This window comes from Duganella sp. CT11-25, from assembly GCF_047302815.1.
Taxonomy (GTDB): domain Bacteria; phylum Pseudomonadota; class Gammaproteobacteria; order Burkholderiales; family Burkholderiaceae_D; genus Rugamonas.
The window spans coordinates 4,588,333-4,608,965 of sequence record NZ_JBKBFD010000001.1 but is presented as its reverse complement, the minus strand read 5'-3'; the positions used below and the strand labels follow the sequence as shown (position 1 = coordinate 4,608,965).

Here is a 20,633-nt window from a genome sequence, read left to right as displayed (position 1 = left end):
CACGGAGTGCGGCGTGGCATTTTGCATAAAATTGCAATGGCGGCGAACTGACTGGCGCGGCGCGCTTGCCGCCGCCTGCGTATCGCTACTGGCCGCGTGCGGCGGCGGAGGAGGTGGCGGCGGCACCGCCGCCGTGCCGCCGACCACACCCACGACGCCGACCACGCCCCCGGTGGCCGGATCGTATGCCGATACCCTGGCCTATTCCAGCGCCGCCACCGGCTCCCTGACCACGCCGAACGAAAACGCCGCCGTCATCGCCAGCCATATCCAGCTGAACGGCCAGCAGTTCAACTACACCGCCACCACCGGCCACCTGACAGCGACCGACGCCAGGACCGGCCAGGCCAGCGCTTCGTTCTTCTATGTCGCCTACACCCTGCCCGGCGCCGACCTGGCCAAGCGCCCGGTCACCTTCTTCTACAACGGCGGCCCGGGATCGGCATCGACCTACCTGCACCTCGGTTCCTTCGGGCCGCGCCGGCTGGTCAGCGCCATCCCCAGTGCCACCATCCCCGCGGTGCAGCTGGTGGACAACCAGGAAACCTTGCTCGCGACCTCGGACCTGGTCTTCGTGGACGCCATCGGCACCGGCTACTCGCAAGCCATCGCGCCCAACGCTAACCAGGACTTCTGGGGCGTGGACCGGGACGCCGCCGCCTTCCGCGACTTCGTGCAGCGCTACGTCGCCGTGAACCAGCGCGCCGCCTCGCCCAAGTTCCTGTTCGGCGAATCCTACGGCGCGCCGCGCACGGCGGTGCTGGCCAACCTGCTGGAGACGGCCGGCGTGCAGATCGCCGGCCTGGTGCTGCAATCAGCCATCATGGACTACAACAGCAACTGCGGCGTGCTCGATCCGGGCACCGTCAGTTGCGAAGGCTATATACCGACCTACGCCGCCACCAGCGCCTACCACCAGCGCGCCGCGCCGGCGCCGGTCGACCAGGTGCGCGGCTTCGCCGCCGGCGCCTACCGCAGCGCCATCGCCGCCTGGCTGGCCGGCAACGTGGCGCCGCCGCAGGCCGTGCTGTCGCAGCTGTCCGCCTATACCGGCCTGGCGACGCTGACCTGGCAGCAGAACTTCAACATGGGGCCGGGCTACTACCAGCAGAACGCCGTGCCCGGCCAGCTGGTGGGCCGCTACGACGCGCGCGTGATCGCGCCCGCCGGCAGCGCGCTGACGGTGGACGGCGATCCGTCGCTGACGGTGGTCAACGCCGCCTTCTCCAGCAGCATCGTCAGCTACATGGCGGGCGAGTTGCACTACAGCGCCCGTTCGGCCTATGCCAGCTTCATCGACATCGTCAACCGCTGGAACTTCAGCCATGACGGCAAGCAGCTGCCGGACACCATCCCGGACTTGGCCGCCGCCATGACGCTGAACCCGAGTCTGAAGATATTGGCCATCAACGGCTACCACGACCTGGCCACGCCGTTCCACCAGACCGAGCTGGATCTGGCCCGCCTTGGTGAGAATCAATCAATCATATTGAAATATTACGCAAGTGGCCATATGACGTATCTGGACGACACCGCGCGCCGCGCGCAGCAAATGGATTTGATTAATTTCTACAATGGGATCACAGTGTCACACTAAGCCGTGCATCGGGCTCAAATGCGGTGCGGGGGAGACAACCATGAAGATGTTTGCCGTATTGGCCGCCGTGGCGGCCATGAGCACCGCCGGCGCCCAGGCGCCGCAGCCTGAATCGGCCACGCCGCCCGCCGTGCGGTCGGCCCCCGCGCATCCCGAACCCTACGTGCCGCCGTCCTTGCGCAGGCCGCTGCGCGACGCCTCGTCCGGCCCCATCCTGCTGCGCTACCAGGCCATGCAAAAACTCAAGAAGCGCTTCGACGACGCCGACCTCGACGGCAGCGGCACGCTGAGCCGCGACGAGGCGCGCAAGGCCGGCCTCGGCTTCATCGACAAGAATTTCGACCACATCGACAGCGCCCAGCGCGGCAGCGTCAATTTCGAAGACCTGAAAGCCTGGCTGATCCAGCGCCGCGAAGAAGCGCGCTCGCGCTAGCATCGACGCCAGCAACTACATCGGCGGCGCGTCGCGGCGCGGCAGCGCCAGGCTGAACACCGCGCCCTCGCCCGGCATGCTGCGCAGCGTCAGGCTGCCCTCGTGCACCTCGGCCAGCTGGCGCGAGATATACAAGCCCAGGCCCAGCCCGGACGGCACCTCGTTGCCGACGCCCCGTTCATACGGCTCGAAGATCTTGTCCTGCTGCTCGGGCGCGATGCCCGGCCCATGGTCGCGCACCTCGATGCGCACCCAGTCCTGCTCCACCACCAGCGCCACCTCGACCGGCTGCTGGCCGCCGTAGCGCAACGCGTTGGTCAGCAGGTTGACGACGATCTGCTCGATGCGGAACTCGTCCCACCAGCCGCTGACCGGCGTGCTGGCGTCCAGCGCCAGGGTGCTGCCGGCGGTGGTCGCCTGCGGCGTCAGGTCGTGCACCAGCCGGCGCAACAGGCCGGACAGCTCGACCCAACCCGGCCGCAGGGACAGCTTGCCGCTGCGGATGCGCGACACGTCCAGCATGTCGTCGATCAGGCGGATGATGCTCTGGATCTGGCGGTCGTCGCGCGCCACCATGCGCTGCAGCTGCTCGGCGCCGAAGGCCGCCATGTTGCCTCGCTCCAGCTGCATCTTGCGCAGCTGGGTTTCCAGGTACAAGGTATTGAGCGGCGTGCGCATCTCGTGCGACACCATCGACATGAATTCGTCGCGCATCGCCAGCGCCCGCTGCAGCTCGGCCTGCGCCGCGTTCAGCTCGGCCAGCGTGGCTTCCTGCTGCTGGCGCGCCAGCTCCAGCGCCTCGAGCTGGCGCCGCGTCGCCTCGCGCTGCTCGTACAGCGCGACGAACACCTGCACCTTGCCCTTGACGGCGCGCGCATCGAGCGGCTTGTACAGCACGTCGACCGCGCCCGCCTCGTAACCCTTGAACGAGTAATTGAGTTCCTTGCCGGCCGCCGTCACAAACACGATGGGAATCTGGCGCGTCTTGTCGGTGCCGCGCATCAGCTCGGCCAGCTCGAAGCCGTCCATGCCCGGCATCTGCACGTCGAGGAAGGCCATCGCGAAGTCGTGCTGCAGCAGCAAGGCCAGCGCCTCCTCGCCGGAACCGGCCTGGAATACCTCGCGGCCCTCGCCGCGTATCACCGCGTTGAGCGCTTGCAGGTTTTCCGGCAGATCGTCGACGATCAGCAGTTTGGTGGGGTGCTCGACTTGCATTAATTATTCTCCAGCATCAACAGCAGTGTGTGTATGTCGTCCAGCGGCAGGATCAGATCCGGCGTCCGCAAGTGGATCGCCTCGCGCGGCATGGTGGCCACTTCCGCCTCGTCCGGGTCCTGCACCACGGTCAACCCGCCGGCCGCGCCGATGGCGGCCAGGCCGGCCGCGCCGTCCTGGTTGGCGCCGGTCAGCAGGATGCCCAGCAGCCCCGGCCCGTAGGCGTCGGCCGCCGATTCCATCAGGTAATCAATTGCCGGCCTGGCAAAATGCAGCGGCGCCTCGCAACTCAGCGAAAAACTACGATCCTGCTCTACAGACAAATGGTAGCCGGAACCGGCAAAATACAGCGTTCCGGATGACACGGGTTCCTTGTCCTCCGCCTCGCGCACCGGCAAGCCCATGCGCTGCCGGAACACATCGGCCAGCTGGCTCTGGCGCCCCTCCGGCAGGTGCAGCAGCGCCACCACGGCGCGGCCGTAGCCGGACGGCAGGCCGGGCAGCAAACGCAGCAGCGCGCCGACGCCGCCGGCCGAGGCGCCGATCACCACCGCCTCGATGCTGCGGCCGGCCAGCGCCGCCTGGATACGGGACAGGTTCATGGTCAGCGCTTGCGGAACAGGCGGTCGCGCTTGGCCACCGCTTCGAAGCTCGGCGCATAGGCGGAAAAATCGATGCTCTCCTTGCTGCCCAGTCCGAGGAAGCCGCGATGGCACAGCGATTCATGGAACAGGCCGAAGGCGCGCTCCTGCAGCTTCTTCTTAAAATAGATCATCACGTTGCGGCAGCTGATCAGATGCGTCTCGGCGAACACGGCGTCGGTGGCCAGGCTGTGGTCGGCGAAGGTGACGTTGTCGCACAGCGCGCGCTCGAACAGCGCGGCGTTGTAGGCCGCCGTGTAGTAGTCGGAAAAGCTGCGCGTGCCGCCGGCCAGCTGGTAGTTTTCCGTGTACTCGCGCATCGCCTCCAGCGGGAACACGCCCTTGCGTGCCTTCTCCAGCGATTGCGGATTGATGTCGGTGGCGTAGATCATCGTGCGTTCCAGCAAACCCTCTTCCTTGAGCAGGATCGCCATCGAATACACTTCCTCGCCGGTGCTGCAGCCGGCGATCCAGATCTTCAGCGACGGGTAGGTGCGCAGCACCGGCACCACGTGCTCGCGCAGCGCCTTGAAGTAGCTCGGGTCGCGGAACATCGACGTCACCGGGATCGTCAGGTATTGCAGCAGCTGGCTGAAGGCCGCCGGCTCGTGCATGATGCGCGCCTGCAGCGCCGAGATGCTGTCGCAGTCCATCTCGCGCACCGCGTGCATCACGCGGCGCTTTTGCGAGGCGCCGGTGTAGTCGCGGAAATCGTAGCTGTACTTCAGGTAGATGGCTTCCATCAGCATCTTCAGCTCGATGTCGGTATCGCTATGCTGCATGCTTTATTCCTTGCATCCTTAGCTCCGTTCGCCGTTCGGCATCCACACCCGCAGCAGCGAGTACAGGCGCGACAGGTCGATCGGCTTGGCCAGGTAATCGCTGGCGCCGGCCGCCAGGCATTGCTCCTGGTCGTCCTTCATCGCCTTGGCGGTGATGGCGATGATGGGCAGGCGGGTGAAGCGGGCGTCGGCGCGGATGCGGCGGGTCGCTTCCAGGCCGTCCATGCCCGGCATCATCACGTCCATCAGCACCAGGTCGATGTCGGCCACGGCGTCCAGTTTTTCCAGCGCTTCGAAGCCGTTGCGGCCCACTTCCACCAGCACGCCCTTCTGCTCCAGCGCGCTGGTCAGCGCGAAGATGTTGCGCACGTCGTCGTCCACCAGCAGGATGCGGCGGCCTTCGAACACACGGTCGCGCGAGCGCACCGTCTTCAGCATGCGCTGGCGCTCGCTCGACAGGTCGGCTTCCACCTTGTGCAGGAACAGCGTCACTTCATCCAGCAGGCGTTCCGGCGAGCGCGCGCCCTTGATGATGATGGAGCGCGAATACTTGTGCAGGTCGGCCTCCTCGGCGCGCGACAGGTTGCGGCCGGTGTAGACGATCACCGGCGGGAACGCCGCCAGCGATTCGCCGGCCATGCGCTGCAGCAGCTCGTTGCCCTGCATGTCGGGCAGCTTGAGGTCGATGATCATGCAATCGAAGACGGTGGTGCGCAGCAGCGCCAACGCTTCCTCGCCGCTGCCGACCGCGACGATCTCGACATCGTCGTCGGAGATCAGCTGCACCACGCTGTCGCGCTGGCGGTCGTCGTCCTCCACCAGCAGCACGCGCTTGATCTTCTGCGTCAACTTGGTCTCGATGCGGCGGAACACTTCCATCAGCTGCTCGCGCGTGGTCGGCTTCAGCGCGAAGCCGATCGCGCCCAGGTGCAGCGCCGCCTCGCCGTTGTCGGAGCCGGACACCACGTGCACCGGGATGTGGCGGGTGCCGGCATCGTCCTTCAGCAGCTGCAGCACCGACAGGCCGGAACGGTCCGGCAGGCGGATGTCGAGCAGCACGGCGTCGGGGCGGAACTCGCGCGCCAGCGCCAGCCCCTCGTCGGCGTCGAAGGCGACCAGGCAGCGGTATTGTTTTTCGTGCGCCAGCTCGTACAGGATGCGCGCAAACGCCGCATCGTCCTCGACCACCAGCACCAGGCGGCGGCGGGCGCCGTCGTCGGTGCCGAGCAGGTCGCGGTCGTCGGCGAAGGCGCGCACGCGCGGCGCGGCCGGCGGCGGCGCCGGGATGGGGGCCGGCACGATATGCGCCAGGCCCAGCGGCGCGGCGTTGCCGGCAGGCGCAGGCGCGCTGGCGCTGCCGGCGCGCGGCCCCGGCTCCGGCGCGCTCCAGGCCAGCGGCAGCGTCAATGTAAAGCAGCTTCCCTTGCCCGGTTCGCTGACCAGGCTGATGGCGCCGCCCAGCAACTGCGCCAGGTCGCGCGAGATCGACAGGCCCAGGCCGGTGCCGCCGTACTTGCGGCTGGTGGTGCCGTCGGCCTGCTGGAAGGCGTTGAAGATGCCCTGCTGGTCTTCCGGGCGGATGCCGATGCCGGTATCCTGCACCGAGAAGCTGACCGCGTCCGCCCCGGCGGCCTGCGCGGCCAGCACGATCTGGCCGCCGCTGGTGAACTTGAGCGCGTTGGACAGCAGGTTCTTGAGGATCTGCTCCAGGCGCTGGCGGTCGGTGACCAGGTGCGACGCCAGGTCGTCGGCGATCCGCACCTGGAACGCCAGTTTCTTTTGCTGGGCCAGCGGCTCGAACACCATCGCCATGCCCTCGACCAGATGGCGCACCGGCAGCTGTTCCGGCACCAGGTCCAGCTTGCCGGCCTCGACCTTGGAGATATCGAGGATGTCGTTGATCAGGTTCAGCAGGTCGTTGCCGGCCGAGTAAATCGTGTTGGCGAAGCGCACCTGCTCTTCGTTCAGGTTGCCGGGCGCGTTTTCCGACAGCAGCTTGGCCAGGATCAGCGAGCTGTTGAGCGGCGTGCGCAGCTCGTGCGACATATTCGCCAGGAACTGCGACTTGTACTGGCTGGCGCGCTCCAGCTGGCCGGCGCGCTCTTCCAGTTCCTGTTGCGCCTGGCTCAGCGCGGCGTTCTTCTGGTCCAGCGCGTTGCCCTGCTCGGCCAGCTGCTCGTTGGTCTGCTCCAGCTCGGCCTTCTGGTTTTCCAGGCTGGCCTGCGATTCTTCCAGCACGCGCGACTGTTCTTCCAGTTCCTCGTTGGCGGTGCGCAGTTCCTCCTGCTGCACCTGCAGTTCCTCGTTGAGCTGCTGGGTCTCGGCCAGCACTTCCTGCAGGCGCTGGCGCGACGCACTGGCTTCGATGGCGTTGCCGATATTGCCCTTCACCAGCGTCAGGAAATCGAGATCGCGCTGCACGATCGGGCGCAGCAGGCCCAGTTCGATGACGCCGTTGATCTCGCCGTCGTTGTCGAGCGGCGCCAGCATCACGCTGGCCGGCGTGCCGGCGCCCAGGCCGGAGGCGACCTGGATGTAGTCGGCCGGCACCCGGTCCAGGCGGATCAGGCGCCGTTCCAGCGCGGCCTGGGCCACCAGGCTCTCGGCCGGCTTCAACTGCTGGTCGCGCTGCTCCCACGCCGCACTGAAGCCGTAGGACGCCACGCGGCGGAAGCTGCCGTCGGGATTGCGCAGGTACAGCGCGCCGACCACCGCGTCGAGGTAGCGCGCCATGAATTGCAGCAAAGCCGAAGACAGGCGCGGCAGCGCCAGCTGGCCGATGCCCTGCTGTGCCAGTTCGCTCTGGCCGGTGCGCAGCCACGCCTGCTGCGCCAGGATCTCGGCGTGTTCGGTATGCTGGCGCAGCACCGCGTTATAAACGCCGGACAGGCCCAGCAGCTCGCGCCGGCCGAACCAGGCCAGCGCGCCGCCCACGCCCAGCGTCAGGATCAGGTAGATCACCGCCACCCAGGTCGTCACGCTGCGGGCGTCGGCATTGCGCTCCTGGCGCATGCGCATTTCATAGGTGACAAAGTCCTCCAGCTGGCGCCGGACTTCGTCGAACTGCGTCTTGCCGCGCCCCGTCTTGACCGCTCCGGTGACGTCGCCGTTGGCGGCGCGCAGCTTGATCATTTCCTGCGCATAGAGGTCCCACTGCAATTGCTGGGCCTGGATATTGTGCAGGCGGCCGACCTGCAGCGGGCTGTCCTCGACCAGTTTCACCAGCGAGGCCAGTCCTGCGGCGACCTTGGGCTTGGACAACACGTACGGTTCCAGGAAGGACTCGTCGCCGGCCAGCATATAGCCGCGCATGCCGGTTTCCATGTCGACCATCTGCTTGCTGATCTCGTTGGCGCTGCCGATCACGCGCTCGCTGTGCTCGACCCAGTTCATAGTGTTGATCAGGTAGGCCAGGAGGACGACGAACACACCCGCGCTGACCACCCCGGCGGCCAGCGGCAAGGTAATGTTGCGCAACAAGATGCGGCGGAAACCGCTGTCGTCCATCGACGATTGAATAGGCATGGTGCGGGCCAAGGTAGCTTGAGAAGCAAGAAGTTTAGCTCAATTACAAGCTTTACAAGCCCACCAGATCAATCGTGCGTTAGGGAAATAACATATTCTCTCTAGGCAAATGGCGGCCGGCCCGATGCCGCCGACGCGAGATTGCCTCCGGAGTAACTATCGACCACCGCATCCCCCCGGGTAAAGACATAGGTGCCCTTGTTGAGCAGGTCACCTCCGGGGTTAAATTCGTAAGCCCGATTAAATAGATCATACTGATCCCTTGCGAGTTCCGCTTCCCGTTTAGCAAGTTGCGCTTCCAAGTCGCGGGGTGGACGACGGACTGGCGCAAGAAATCGAGGTGCGCGGCAAGCTGCATGTGAACAACGCGGAGATGTTGCGCCAGGCGGCGCTGGGTGGAATGGGACTGGCGTTGCTGCCGGGCTGGCTGGTGCAGCAGGACCTGGACGCCGGCGCGCTGGTGCCGGTGCTGGACGGCTATCAAGCCAATCCGGGGGAGATGGATGTGGGAATTTACGCGGTGTATGCGGCCAACCGGCGCGGATCGTCAAAGATCCGCGCCCTCACCGATATGCTGGCGGAGGCGCTCGGCTAGCACCGGGCGCCCCGGAGGCTTAGTGCGCCTCAGCCTTCACTAGCTTGCGGATCTTGGCCACCTGGCCGGCATCGGCGGCCGAGGCCTGGTTGCCCCAGCTCTGGCGCACGAAAGTCACCAGCTGCGCTGCTTCCTCGTCCGACAGGCGCCATGCGAAGCCCGGCATGCCGAGATTCGACGGCGCCGCCTTGGTCGACGGCAGCGAGCTGCCTTCCAGCACCAGGCGGATCAGCGAGGTCGGGTCGTCCGACAGCACGCTTGGATTGCCCGCCAGCGCAGGGAACACCTTGCCGTTGGAATGCGCATCCGAGCGGTGGCAGGCGGCGCAGTTGTCCAGGTACAGCTGCGCGCCGCGCCCATCCTCATGCCCCGCCTTCAGCGCCTTGGCCGTCGCATCGTTGACGGCATAGCGCGATTTCTCCTCCGCGCCCGGCGTCAGCGATTTCAGGTAGACGGCGATGGCTTTCAGGTCGTCCGGCGTCATGTCCTGCGTGCTGTGCTTGACCACGTCGGCCATCGGACTGCCGACCACCGCCGAATGCGCATTGCGTGCCTTGCTCAGCGTATCGACGATGTCCTGCTCCGACCAGCGACCGAGGCCGCCCGCCGGATTGCCGCGCAGGTTGACCGCCAGCCAGCCGTCGATCACCGGACCGCCGCCCAGGAAGGCCGGATGCGATTCATCCTGCGCCAGTTCCTGCATGGTGGCCGCGCGTGGCGTGTGGCAGGCGCCGCAGTGGCCCAGGCCTTGCACCAGGTAGGCGCCGCGCGCCAGCGCCGCGCTCTGGTACTTGCTCAGCACCAGCGGTTCGACCGCCGGCGCGTACGTCTTGCGCCAGATCGCCAGCGGCCAGTTCATCGACAGCGGCCAGTGGATGTCGCTGGCCCGGTCGGCCTGCGACACCGGCTCGACGCCATGCATGAAGTAGGCGTACAGCGCGCGCATGTCGTCGTCGGTGATCTTGGCGTAGGACGGATACGGCATCGCCGGATACAGCGTGTCGCCGTTCTTGCGGATGCCGTGGCGCACCGCGCGGTCGAAGTCGTTCAGGCTGTAGTTGCCGATGCCTGTCGCCTGGTCCGGCGTGATGTTCGAACTGTACAAAGCGCCGATCGGCGTCGCCATCGACAGGCCGCCGGCGAACGCCTTGCCGCCGCCGGTCGAGTGGCAGGCGATGCAGTCGGACGCGGTCGCGATGTAGCGGCCCTTCTCGATCAGCGCCGCGCCCGGCGCCGCCAGGTTTTCGGCGCCGGGGCCGATGTCCCTGGTGGCGGTCGCTTGCGATGCGTAGGCGAACGCGCCCACGACACCGGCCACCGCAACGCCGGCGACGACCAGGATTGCTTTTTTCAGATTGCTCATATCGTCTCCTTAAGCCTGGACCAGCGGGCCGGGGTTCTTCAAATACAGCTCGCGGATGGCTTTCGCGGTCCAGTAGGTCAGCGCGCCGACCATGCCGGTCGGGTTGTAGCCGTTGTTTTGCGGGAAGGCGTTGGCGCCCGGCGCGAACACGTTCGACACATCCCACGACTGCAGGTAGCGGTTCAGCGCCGAGGTCTTCGGATCGCTGCCCATGATGGCGCCGCCGCAGGTGTGGGTCGACTGGTACTGGGTCACGTTGTAATGGTCGCCGTCCTTCTTGGCGTCGCCCTTCATGGCCTTGGGACCGAGCACCTTGCACATATCGGTGGCTTTCTCGACCAGGTACTGCGAGGCCTTGATCTCGTTGTCGTGCCAGTCGAAGGTCATGCGCAGCAGCGGACGGCCGAAGGCGTCCTGGTAGGTCGGGTCCAGGCTCAGGTAGGCGTCCTGGTAGGACATGCACGAACCCTGCACCTCGTAGTAGAACGAATGGCGGAAGGCTTCCTTGACGCCCTTCTTCCATGCGCTGCCCCAGTTCGGCACGCCCGGCGGCGTGGCGATGCCGCGCACCGGACCGCCGCCCGGCTGGCGCGCCCAGACCAGGCCGCCGCCGATGTAGCCGGACTTGGTGCTGTCGTTGCGGTTGCCGTTCAGGTCGTCGATGGTGGTGCCGCCGCCGCCGATGCCCATGAACTGGTTGGCGTGCACGGTTTCATCGAAGAACAGCGAGACGCGGTTCAGGTTCTGGTACGAGTAATTGCGACCGATGGTGCCGGTGTTGCCGACCGGGTCATACGGCACGCCGATGCCGGACAACAGCATCAAATGCACATTGAACAGCGAGAACGCGCACAGCAGCACGATGTCGGCCGGCTGCTCGGTCTCGCGGCCCTGGGCGTCGAGGTAGGTGACGCCGGTGGCCTTCTTCTTGTCGGCGCTCAGGTTCACCTTCAGCACCTGCGCCAGCGTGCGCAGCTCGAAACCCTTGCGGCCGCGCAGCACCGGCATGATGCAGGCGTTCGGACTGGCCTTGGAATAGTTCAGGCAACCATAATCGCTGCAAAAGCCGCAGAAGTTGCACGGCCCCATCTGGCAGCCATACGGGTTGGTGTAGGGCGCGGACGCGTTCGAGGCCGGAATCGGATACGGGTGGTAACCCATCTCGCGCGCGGCCTTGTAGAACAGTTCGCCGCCCAGGTAGTTGGGATTCGGCGCCAGCGCGAATTCGCGCGAGCGCGAACCCTCGAACGGATTGCCGCCTTCGACCACCTTGCCGTTGAGGACGCCGGCCTTGCCGGAGGTGCCGCAAACGTATTCGAAATGGTCGAAGTGCGGTTCCAGGTCTTCATACGAGATCGGGAAATCCTGGATCGTCATGTCCTTCGGGATGAACTTCTTGCCGTAGCGTTGCTCGACATTGCTGCGCACCTTGAAGTCTTCCGGCAGCGCGCGGAAGTGGCAGCCCGACCAGTGGCTGCCGGCGCCGCCGACGCCGGTGCCCGGCTTGAACGAGCCCATCTGGCGATACGGCACGGCGTTGTCGTTGACGCCGTGACGGATGGTCACGGTTTCCTTCGACAGCGCCTGCAGGTATTTGCGGTGCACCGAGCCTTCCAGCTCGTCGACCACGCGCGGGTAGGAAAAATCGGGTTGCGTGTCGCGGTCCGGGCCGCGTTCCAGGCACACCACGTTGAGGCCGGCGTCGGTCAATTCCTTGGCCATGATGGCGCCGGTCCAGCCCATGCCGACAATCACGGCGTCTACTTTGTTTTTTACGATAGTCATTATTGTTATCCTCTGCGTCCGGCCAGATCGACGGGGCCGATCGGGTACGGTTTGTCGCGAACTTCCACCCAGTCCAGGTAATCGGCGCGCATGCCGGGGTAGCCGATCATCTTCCATGCGCCCATGCCCTTGTTGCCGCCGTGCTTGGGGTCGGCGAAGTAGCCGTTGCGCACTTCGTTCAGCAGGTTGGTGAAGAACAGCTTGGCCGAGATATCGTCCAGCTTGAGTTTGCCGCCTTCGGCCGCCTTCAGCAGTTCTTCCTGCTTCTTGTGGTCCAGGTCGGCGAACAGCTTGCCGCCGAACTGGCTGGCGCAGTACGCGTCCAGGTTCTTGATGCCGACGCGCAGGATGTCGCGCAGCGCCAGCTTGCCCTGGTAGCCGAACTCCGGCGCGGCGCTGACGAACGGTCCCTGCATGTACCAGATGTCGCCGGCCGCGAACGGCGTCTGCATGTGGCGGTCGAGGAACTCCAGCACGCCCAGCTCGACGGCGCCCGGACCATGCTCGTCGTGCGGGATCAGGCGGTCGACCGCGAAGGTCAGGAAGCGCCATTCGGCGGCGTTGAAGAAGGCCGGCGCGTAGGCGTCCGGCTTGCCTTCCGGCGCGGCGGCGTCGGCGGCGTTGGCTTGCGACGGCTGCAGGGCGCGCACCGCGCCCGCCGCACCGGCGACGCCGATCGGGATGAACACCATGCTTTTGATAATGCTCCGCCGCGACGGCGATTGTGTGTCGTCAGACATTTCTTTCTCCTTGTTTGACTGCTTGACTGCTCAGGGTTGCTGCGCGCTGCGCGCCTCCCAGCGGTAGCCGACCCCGTAGACGGCTGAAATCGCTTCAGCCAGGCCAGCCTCTTCCAGTTTCCGGCGCAGGTTCTTCACATGCGTATCGATCGTGCGGTCATGCACGATGCGCCGGTCCTCATACACCCAGGTGCGCAAGTCATCGCGTGACAAGGCCTTGCCGGGTGCGTCGCGCAATATCTTGAGCAGGCGGAACTCGACCGGCGTCAACGCCAGCTCCCTGCCGTGGACGAAAGCGCGCAAGCCCTGGTCGTCGATCTGCAAGCCCGGCTGCGGCGTGCCGGCCGGGCGCCGGCGCAGCACGGCGCGCACCCTGGCCACCACTTCGCGCGGGCTGAAGGGCTTGCAGATGTAATCGTCGGCGCCGCTGTCCAGGCCGTCGAGACGGTCTTCCTCCTGGGCGCGGGCGGTCATCATGATGATCGGGATGTCGCCGCCGGCGCGCAGCGCGCGGCACAGCGTCAGGCCATCCATGCCGGGCAGCATCCAGTCCAGCAGGATCAGGTCGACATCCCCCGCCGCCACGGTGGATTGCACCGCCAGGCCGTCATGCTGGGCGCTGGCGCGGTAGCCGGCCGCCTTCAGATAGCTGACCAGCAGGCGCGCCAGGCGCTGCTCGTCCTCCACCACCAGGATGTGCGGCGTCGTCATGCGTCGCCCCCCAGCACCGGCAGCGTCAGCAGCACGGACAGGCCGTTCGGTTCCGCGTGGCTGGCGCTGATGGCGCCGCCGTGCGCCTCGGCGATGCTGCGGCAGATCGCCAGGCCCAGGCCGCTGCCGCCGGTGGCGCGGCTGCGCGCGCGGTCGCCGCGCCAGAAGCGGTCGAACAACATGGGCAGGGCGGCGTCGGCCACGCCGTTGCCGTTGTCGGTGACGGTCAGCGCGACATGCTGCTGATGCACCTGCAGCCGCACGTTGAGCGCGCTCGCGCCGTCCGCATGGCGCAGCACGTTGTTGAACAGGTTGCGCAGCAGCTGGCGCAAACGCACCGTGTCGCCCTCCACCGTCAGCGCCGCCGGGCTGTCGAGCCGCAGCGCGACGCCGACCTGCGCCAGCGGCTCGCGCCACTTGTTCGCTTCGCTGGCCAGCAGGACCGCCAGGTCCAGCGCCTCGCGCCGGTAATCGAAGGCGCCCACTTCGGACAGCGTGATCTGGCGCATGTCCTCGACCAGGCGGCTCAAGGTCGCCACCTCGTCCATCAGCAGGGTCAGGCTGTTGGCGTCGGTCGGCTCGATGCCGTCCTCCATCGCCTCCAGCTGCGCCTGCAGCACGGACAGCGGCGTGCGCAACTCGTGCGAGATGTCGGCCATGAAATGGCGGCGCAGCGCCTCGTTGCTCTCCAGCGTGGCGGCCATGATGTTGAAGTTGTGCGCCAGCGCGCCGAGTTCGTCGCGATGGCCGTGCGGCACGCGCACGCCGTAGTCGCCGGCCGCCACTTTCGCGGCGGCGGCGATCAGGCGCCGGGTCGGCGCCACGAAGCTGCGCGCCAGCAGCATCGCCGCCAGCGCGGCCAGCACCAGCGTCGCCAGGCCGATGCCCAGGCTGTCGCGCTGCTGCTGCAGCTGGAAGCCCTGCTCCGCCTCTTCCTGCAGGCCGCGCAACGGCGCGCCGCTCAGGGTGCCGACCACGACGCCGTCGACCACGATTTGCTGATACCGCAGGTCCGGGCCGTCCTGCAGGTTGCCGGCCAGGTGCCGGCCCTGCATGTCGTACAGGCCGAGGCGGCGCGGCGCCTTGCCGGGCACCGCGTAATAGATGGAGTCGCCGCCGGGACGGGCCGAGGTGGCGTGCTCGCGGCCGATGGCGCCGGTATAGCGCTCCCACGCGGCGCGGTTGCCGCGGATGAAATCCCAGTTGTTGCCGTTCTCGGCGTAGGCCTGCGCGAACTCGAAGGCCATCGCCTCCATGCGGCGCGCCTCGACTTCGTTCAGATAGCCCTGGAAGCCGCGCTGGAAACTCCAGCGCGTGCCCAGCCCGACACCGACCGCCGTCAGCACGCTGACGATCAGCAGTGAAAGGAACAGCCGCGCGGTGATACCGATCTTAACCATCCGGCCATTTAGCCACGACGATGGGTGCGGTTCAAGCGGCTAATGTAAAAGCACCGTAATTCTTCACAGAAACTCCACATTTGCGTGGTCGTTTCCACAAGATTACGGTGCCGGGGGTGTTACAGCTTGTAGTTCAGGCCCAGCAGGTACTGGCGGCCGTAGGTGGTGTAGCGCTCGGGCGCATACGAGCCGCCCGAGAAGGCGTCGCCCTGACGGGTCTGGTAGGGCGAGTTGTTCAGGTTATTCACCTGGAACAGGAAGGACAGGCCCTTGAAGGTCCCCTCCTCGATCGCATAGCCCAGCTGCAGGTCGATCTGGCGCTCGGCCAGGATCTCGCTGAAGGCGCGCTGCGCGAACAAGCCCGTCACCTCGCCGCGATACGCCGAGCGGTAGCGGCGGCTGGCGCGCGCCGAGTAGCCGTCCTTCTCGTAGTAGACGGTGAAGTTGGACACCACGCCCGACAGGCCCGGCAGCTTTTCCTTGGTGCCGGGGCCGTTGGGATGGATCGAGCTCTCGGTGCCGGACATGCTGCCGGTGACGCCGAAGCCCTCCAGCGGATCCCACAGCAGGGCGCCGTCCAGCGCGCCCGATAGTTCGACACCCTTGACCAGGCCGCCGGTGCCGTTGGCCGGACGGTTCAGCGTGCCGATGTCCTGGATCGGCACCACGGCCGACGGGTTCGGGAAGCCGGCGAAGCTGAACGCGGTCTGCTGGTTGTAGATGTAGCTTTGCAGTTTCTTGTACCACAGCGCGCCGGCGATGTAGCTGCGCTTGCCGATGTATTTTTCCATCGACAGGTCATACGAATTGGCGCGCCATGGCTCCAGGTTCGGGTTGCCGCCGCTGCCGTTCCACATGCGGGTGGTGGCGTCGACGCCGCCCGAGATGCCGGCGCGCATGTCCGACATCTGCGGCCGCGCCACCGTCTTGGCCGCACCGAAGCGCAGGTTGGTGGTGCTCAGGTATTTGTCGAGGTCGAAGTTCAGGTTCACGCTCGGCAGGATGTCGGTGTAGTTGGCGCCGCCGGTGATGCTGCCCAGCTTGCCCGCGTTGACGGTGGCGCCGCGCGATTTCTGGTCGACGTTGACCGCCTGCAGGCCAATGTTGCCGCGCAGCGGGAAGGGACCGACATCCGCGTCCAGGCCCACGCGGGCGTAGGCGGTGGTGACCTTCTCGGTCACGCCCCAGTCCTGCAGCGCCTGGTCGTCCGGACGGGCCGGCTGCTTGTCGTAGTATTTGTTGAGCACGCCCAGCACGTCGTAGCTCAGCACCGACGGAATGCCGGCGAAGGCCAGCGAGGTCGACGGCTGCAGCAGGTCCGAGGAGACGGTGGCCGGCGTGCGGCCGTTCTTCAGGAACCAGTAGTTGTTGGTGTCGGCGTGGGTCTTCTCGCGCTTGCTGAAGTTGACGCCGCCCTCGACGCTGCGGAAGATGCCGTCCAGTTCGCGCTTGGCCGAGAACTTGGCCGAGCCTAGCTTGTCCTCGACGATGGGATGGTGCATGTCCGCATCCTTGCCCCAGCCGCCGACATCGGTCAGCTTGATGATCTTGGGATCGGCGTAGTTGAAGCTCGGCGTAAAGGTCGGCAGGCCGCTGGCGACCGGGATGCTGAAGCCGAAGTTATTGTCGGTGACGTGCGAACCGGCGGGCCCCAGGCCTGCGTAGGTTTCCAGCACTTCCTCGCGGCGCTTGGCGTTCGAGTACGACAGGTCGCCGATCAGGGTCCAGCCGTCCTTCTTGAACGTGTTGTTCCAGCCGAGCGCGCCCATCTTGTCCTTGCGCTGGTTGTAGTCGTTGCGGACGATAGGCTCCAGGTTGACCAGCGCGCCGCCCACCAGCAGGCGCGTGCCGCCGATGGTTTCGACCTTCGGATTGCTGTAGGTGACGTCGCTCCACTGGTGCGAGTTCCACATCATGCCGCGCATCGTGGTGTTCTGCTTGAACTCGGAGTAGTACAGGTCCAGCGTGGTGCGGAATTCCTTGGTCGGACGGTACTCCAGCACGCCCATCAGGCCGTCGCGCTTTTGCTCGCGCGACGAGGCGGTGACTTCGGCGCCCTTCAGCGCCACCACGTCCGACATGCCGGCCGGCAGCTTGTTGTCGGTGCCCCACCACCACGATTTGTATTCCTGCTGCTGGCCCGGCGAATCCAGGTGCGCATAGCCGATCGCCACGCCCAGCGTGTTGTTGAGGAACTGGTCGACGTAGGAAGCGCTCACGCGGTTGCCGTTGGCCGAGGTGTTGGAATTGAGCTTGCCGTTGGAATTGTGCTCGCCGCGCGCGTTGAACACGAAGGTGCGCTGGCGGACGTCCAGCGGACGCACGGTCTGCAGATCGACGGTGCCCGACAGGCCGCTGGCCGAGAGCGAGGCATCCGGTGTCTTGTAGACGATCACGCCGTTGATCAGCTCGGAAGGATACTGGTCGTATTCGGCGCCGCGGTTGTTGCTGGTCGAGACTTGCTCGCGGCCGTTCAGCAGCGTGGCGGAAAAGTCCGGCGCCAGGCCGCGGATCGAGATCGACTGCGCGCGGCCTTCGACGCGCTGGGCGGTCAAGCCGGCCAGGCGGGCGATCGATTCGGCGATCGAGACGTCGGGCAGCTTGCCGATGTCTTCGGCAGTCACCGCCTCGACGATGGAATCGGAATCGCGCTTGATCGCCATCGAGGTTTCGATGCTGCGGCGGATGCCGGTGACGACCACGGCCTGCACTTCCTTGTCGTCGGCGCCGGCGGCCTGGGCGCCGCCGGATTGCTGCGCCACCGCAGGGGTGGCGGTGAAGAACAGTGCCGCGCAGGCGGCGGCGATGGGTGTCATCTTGATTGTGTAGTGCTGAGTACTCATGTCATCTCTCTCTTATAGTTTTGATGCGCCTCCGGCGCGGGCTTGTGCTGCGGACTAACGGAAAGGCTGTGGTGCGGTGCTGCTGGTCATCCAGTCCTGCAGCGGCTGATGGACGTCATACGCCTGGCTGCCGAAGGACTTGAAGAGGGTTTCGATGTCGCCGATCGGCGCCGTGGTGAAATCCAGTTTGGGCACGGGCGCGGCCGTGGCGTTGGTGACAAAGCCCCAGGTGCCGTTGCCCTGGCCGCCGCCGTTGGTCACCACCTTCCAGCTCCAGGCGGTCGCGGCCCAGCCGTAGCCGGCGTAGGTATCGAAGGAGGCGCGGGCGATCTGGCCGCCGAGGTCCAGGCCCTGGCCGGTCCATGGCTGCATCTCGCCGATGAAGAAGGCGGTGTCGACGGCGCGGATGCGCTGGTCCCATTCACACACGCCGCTGTTGCCGCCGGCGCCGCAGGTCAGCCAATCCTTGTGCACCTGCAGGCCGATCTGGCCCCAGCCGAACAGGCCGGGATAGAAGTGCATCTCGAAGGCGACATTGCTCATGCCCTGTTCGGCCGGCTTGCCATAGGCGGCGATGCCGCTGTCGTGGCCAGGCAGGATGACGACGTGATTCGGGTCGACCGCGCGGATCGCCGTGTACAACTGCTTGACCACGGCGGCCAGGTTGGCGGCGGTGGTGCCCCATGGTTCGTTGAGCACGCTGTAGCCGGCGACGGCGGCGCGGTCCTTGTAGCGGCCGGCGACCTGCTGCCACAGCCAGACGGTGCGCTGCTGGTATTCCGGCGTATCCCAATACTGGTTCTTGCCGGCGCAGCCGCTGTGCTGTTCCCAGCCCTGGCTGCCGACCACGCCGTGCAGGTCGAGGACCACATACATGCCGCGCTTTTCCGCTTGCGCGATGGCCTCGTCCAGATAACGCCAGGCATCGGCGCGCAAGGTGCGCGGATTTTTCTCATCCTCGACGACGCTGTAGATGAACGGCAGCCGCACCACGTTCAGGCCGAACTTCTGCATCTGGTCCCAGTCGCGGGTGGTAATCCAGTTGTCTCGGAACAGCTGCATCAGGCGCTGGCGCTCGGCGTAGCCGAAGCGGGTGTCCAGGCTGGCCTCCAGCCTGCACTCGTCGTCGATTCCGTTGCCGCCCTGGCCCATCATCCAGAATTCGTTGATCAGCCAGTTGCCGAGGTTGGCGCCTTTCAGCGTGACCTGGCTGCCGTCGGCCTTCAGCCACTTGGTGCCTTGCGTGCGCAGCATGGTCACCGGCAGCACCGGGACCGGCGTCACCGGCGTCGGCTTGATGGCGGCCACCACGGGCGGTGGCGGTGCCACCGGCGGCGGGGTCGATGCGCCGCCTCCGCTTCCACCGCAGCCCGCAACCACCGCCGCGATCAGCACACCATGCAATGCAGTCCGATACGACATCCGTATTCTCCTCAGTGGAAGCGCTTCCATTTTTACTCTGAAAAAACTGCCGCAGGCTATGCGGCAGTGCTGCGTTTGTTCTGATTACTTCCAGGTAAAGGTCGCGACGCTGGCGGCCGGCAGCTTATAGCTGAAACTGCGCTGGCCGACGCGCACGGCAAAGCTGCGCGGCTCCTGGGCGGAATTGACGACCAGCAGGGCCACCGAACCATCGTCGGCATTGCGGAAGGCGACCGTGTCGAGCTGGTCATAGCCGCTGCTGGAGTAGATGCGGCGGGCGCCCTGGCGCACGAAGCGGCTGGCATGGGCCAGCGCGTAATACTCTTCGTTGCGGGTCACCGTGCCGTCGCGGCTGTCGATGGTGACCACGCCGCGGCAATCGTTGCAGCCGCCCAGGTGCGGGCCGTCTTTTTCATCCAGCGCCAGGTTCCACAGCAGCACGCCCTTGGCCCAGCCGCGCGTAGTGCCGATCACCAGCGTGCGCGCGAAGTGCTGCAGATTGTCCGACCATACCGGCGCCCACTTGCCGCCCGAGCATTCGGTGAAGAAGGTTTCCTTGTCCGGCCAGCGGTCGTGCAGCGCGGCCTGCACGCGCACATCGCCGCCGTAGCAATGCCAGGCCACGCCGTTGACGTACTTGTTGGCCACAGGATCGTTCAGCACGGCGGCCGGCGAGCCCGGCTCATCCCAGTTGTGGTCCCAGTCGAGGATGCGGGTTTGCGGATGTTCCTTCGCCAGCACCGGGCCCAGATGGCCGCCGATGAAGGCCGCGCGCTTGGCCGGATCGACGCGCATGCCGGGATAATCCTTGGGCTCGAAGTGCGGCTCGTTCTGCAGGGTCAGCGCATAGATCGGCACGCCTTCCTTTTCATACGCGCCGACGTAGCGCGACAGGTAGTTGGCGAACGGCGCGAAGGCTTCCGGCTTCAGCGTGCCCTGGATCAGGCTGTCGTTGGATTTCATCCAGCCCGGCGCGCTCCATGGCGAGGCCATCACGCGCAGCTTCGGATTGATCGCCAGCGCGGCCTTGGTCACCGGCAGCACGTCGGCGCGGTTGGGTTCGATGGAGAAGTGCGCCAGCGTCGGATCGGTCTGCCCAGCAGGCATGTCGTCGAAGCTGTAATGGTGGCGCGAGAAATCGGAGGCGCCGATGGTCAGGCGCGTGAAGCTGAAGCCCAGGCCGGGCGCCTTACCGAACAGCTCGTTGAGCAGGGCGTCGCGCTGCTGCGGGTTCATCTTGTTTTGCATCAGCCAGGCGGAAGCGTCGGTGATGGCGGCGCCGAAGCCCACCATCTCCTGATAGCGCTGCTTCGGATCGACTTCGATGATGGTGACAGCCTTGGCGCCCGGCTTGAACGCCGTGTCGGCGCCGCGCGCCAGCAACTGCGTCTTGTCGCCGGTGGTGATCCAGGCCTGCACGGCGGTCTGCGCGACGGCGGCGCCGTGCACGGACAGCAGCAAGGCAGGAATTGCCAGCAATCTGAACAAGCGTTTTGAGGCGGAAGGCAAAGACGATGGGCGCAAAATTCCATCGCCCGGCAGTGCGGGGCTGGCTGTCAACATGCTGTCTCCGTGCAGAAG

The 20,633-nt window shown here is 66.3% G+C and carries 15 protein-coding genes; 3 read left to right on the top strand and 12 right to left on the bottom strand.

Annotation, left to right across the window (positions count from 1 at the left end):
* The first annotated feature begins 13 nt into the window (after positions 1 to 13).
* Positions 14 to 1,597 carry a S10 family peptidase gene (locus tag ACEN9F_RS19750; RefSeq protein WP_413422527.1) on the top strand — a complete coding sequence of 528 codons (1,584 nt, stop codon included), beginning with the start codon at positions 14 to 16 and terminating at the stop codon, positions 1,595 to 1,597.
* Between the two features lie 40 nt (positions 1,598 to 1,637).
* On the top strand, positions 1,638 to 2,030 hold the full coding sequence (locus tag ACEN9F_RS19745) for an EF-hand domain-containing protein (RefSeq protein ID WP_413422525.1): 393 nt from the start codon (positions 1,638 to 1,640) through the stop codon (positions 2,028 to 2,030).
* Between the two features lie 15 nt (positions 2,031 to 2,045).
* Here ACEN9F_RS19745 and ACEN9F_RS19740 read toward each other — a convergent pair whose 3' ends face one another.
* The 4 genes from ACEN9F_RS19740 to ACEN9F_RS19725 are packed head-to-tail and all read right to left on the bottom strand — an operon-like array spanning position 2,046 to position 8,193.
* Positions 2,046 to 3,245, bottom strand: a complete 1,200-nt coding sequence (locus tag ACEN9F_RS19740) for an ATP-binding protein (RefSeq protein ID WP_413422523.1) — start codon at positions 3,243 to 3,245, stop codon at positions 2,046 to 2,048.
* Complete coding sequence (locus ACEN9F_RS19735; protein ID WP_413422521.1) at positions 3,245 to 3,847, bottom strand: chemotaxis protein CheB; 603 nt, start codon at positions 3,845 to 3,847, stop codon at positions 3,245 to 3,247. Before ACEN9F_RS19735 ends, ACEN9F_RS19740 begins: the two co-directional genes overlap by 1 nt.
* Positions 3,848 to 3,849: 2 nt before the next feature.
* Positions 3,850 to 4,668 (bottom strand): CheR family methyltransferase, encoded by an 819-nt coding sequence (locus tag ACEN9F_RS19730; RefSeq protein ID WP_413422519.1) that lies wholly within the window; start codon positions 4,666 to 4,668, stop codon positions 3,850 to 3,852.
* Positions 4,669 to 4,686: 18 nt separating this feature from the next.
* On the bottom strand, positions 4,687 to 8,193 hold the full coding sequence (locus ACEN9F_RS19725; protein ID WP_413422517.1) for a response regulator: 3,507 nt from the start codon (positions 8,191 to 8,193) through the stop codon (positions 4,687 to 4,689).
* A 310-nt stretch (positions 8,194 to 8,503) separates the two neighbouring features.
* Here ACEN9F_RS19725 and ACEN9F_RS19720 point away from each other — a divergent pair, with 310 nt between their 5' ends.
* A complete protein-coding gene (locus tag ACEN9F_RS19720) occupies positions 8,504 to 8,788 on the top strand; it encodes a LysR substrate-binding domain-containing protein (protein ID WP_413422515.1) in 285 nt (94 codons plus the stop codon).
* Between the two features lie 19 nt (positions 8,789 to 8,807).
* Here ACEN9F_RS19720 and ACEN9F_RS19715 read toward each other — a convergent pair whose 3' ends face one another.
* The 8 genes from ACEN9F_RS19715 to ACEN9F_RS19680 all read right to left on the bottom strand — a co-directional run bounded on the left by ACEN9F_RS19715 (position 8,808) and on the right by ACEN9F_RS19680 (position 20,531).
* Positions 8,808 to 10,151, bottom strand: coding sequence for a cytochrome c (locus ACEN9F_RS19715; RefSeq protein ID WP_413422513.1), 1,344 nt, complete (start codon positions 10,149 to 10,151; stop codon positions 8,808 to 8,810).
* 9 nt (positions 10,152 to 10,160) lie between these two features.
* A complete protein-coding gene (locus tag ACEN9F_RS19710) occupies positions 10,161 to 11,936 on the bottom strand; it encodes a GMC family oxidoreductase (RefSeq protein WP_413422511.1) in 1,776 nt (591 codons plus the stop codon).
* Between the two features lie 5 nt (positions 11,937 to 11,941).
* On the bottom strand, positions 11,942 to 12,676 hold the full coding sequence (locus ACEN9F_RS19705) for a gluconate 2-dehydrogenase subunit 3 family protein (protein ID WP_413422509.1): 735 nt from the start codon (positions 12,674 to 12,676) through the stop codon (positions 11,942 to 11,944).
* 30 nt (positions 12,677 to 12,706) lie between these two features.
* Entirely contained in the window at positions 12,707 to 13,387 is a 681-nt protein-coding gene (locus ACEN9F_RS19700) for a response regulator (RefSeq protein WP_413422508.1), read from the bottom strand.
* Positions 13,384 to 14,787 carry an ATP-binding protein gene (locus ACEN9F_RS19695; protein ID WP_413422506.1) on the bottom strand — a complete coding sequence of 468 codons (1,404 nt, stop codon included), beginning with the start codon at positions 14,785 to 14,787 and terminating at the stop codon, positions 13,384 to 13,386. The genes ACEN9F_RS19700 and ACEN9F_RS19695 overlap by 4 nt, the downstream gene beginning before the upstream one ends.
* Before the next feature lie 119 nt (positions 14,788 to 14,906).
* Positions 14,907 to 17,630: a TonB-dependent receptor gene (locus tag ACEN9F_RS19690; RefSeq protein ID WP_413422504.1), complete on the bottom strand. Its 2,724-nt coding sequence runs from the start codon at positions 17,628 to 17,630 to the stop codon at positions 14,907 to 14,909.
* Between the two features lie 54 nt (positions 17,631 to 17,684).
* A complete protein-coding gene (locus tag ACEN9F_RS19685; RefSeq protein ID WP_413422502.1) occupies positions 17,685 to 19,052 on the bottom strand; it encodes a glycoside hydrolase family 5 protein in 1,368 nt (455 codons plus the stop codon).
* Between the two features lie 84 nt (positions 19,053 to 19,136).
* The gene (locus ACEN9F_RS19680) at positions 19,137 to 20,531 is read right to left on the bottom strand and encodes a glycoside hydrolase family 30 protein (RefSeq protein WP_413422500.1); all 1,395 of its coding nucleotides are present in this window, start codon (positions 20,529 to 20,531) and stop codon (positions 19,137 to 19,139) included.
* Between the last annotated feature and the right edge of the window lie 102 nt (positions 20,532 to 20,633).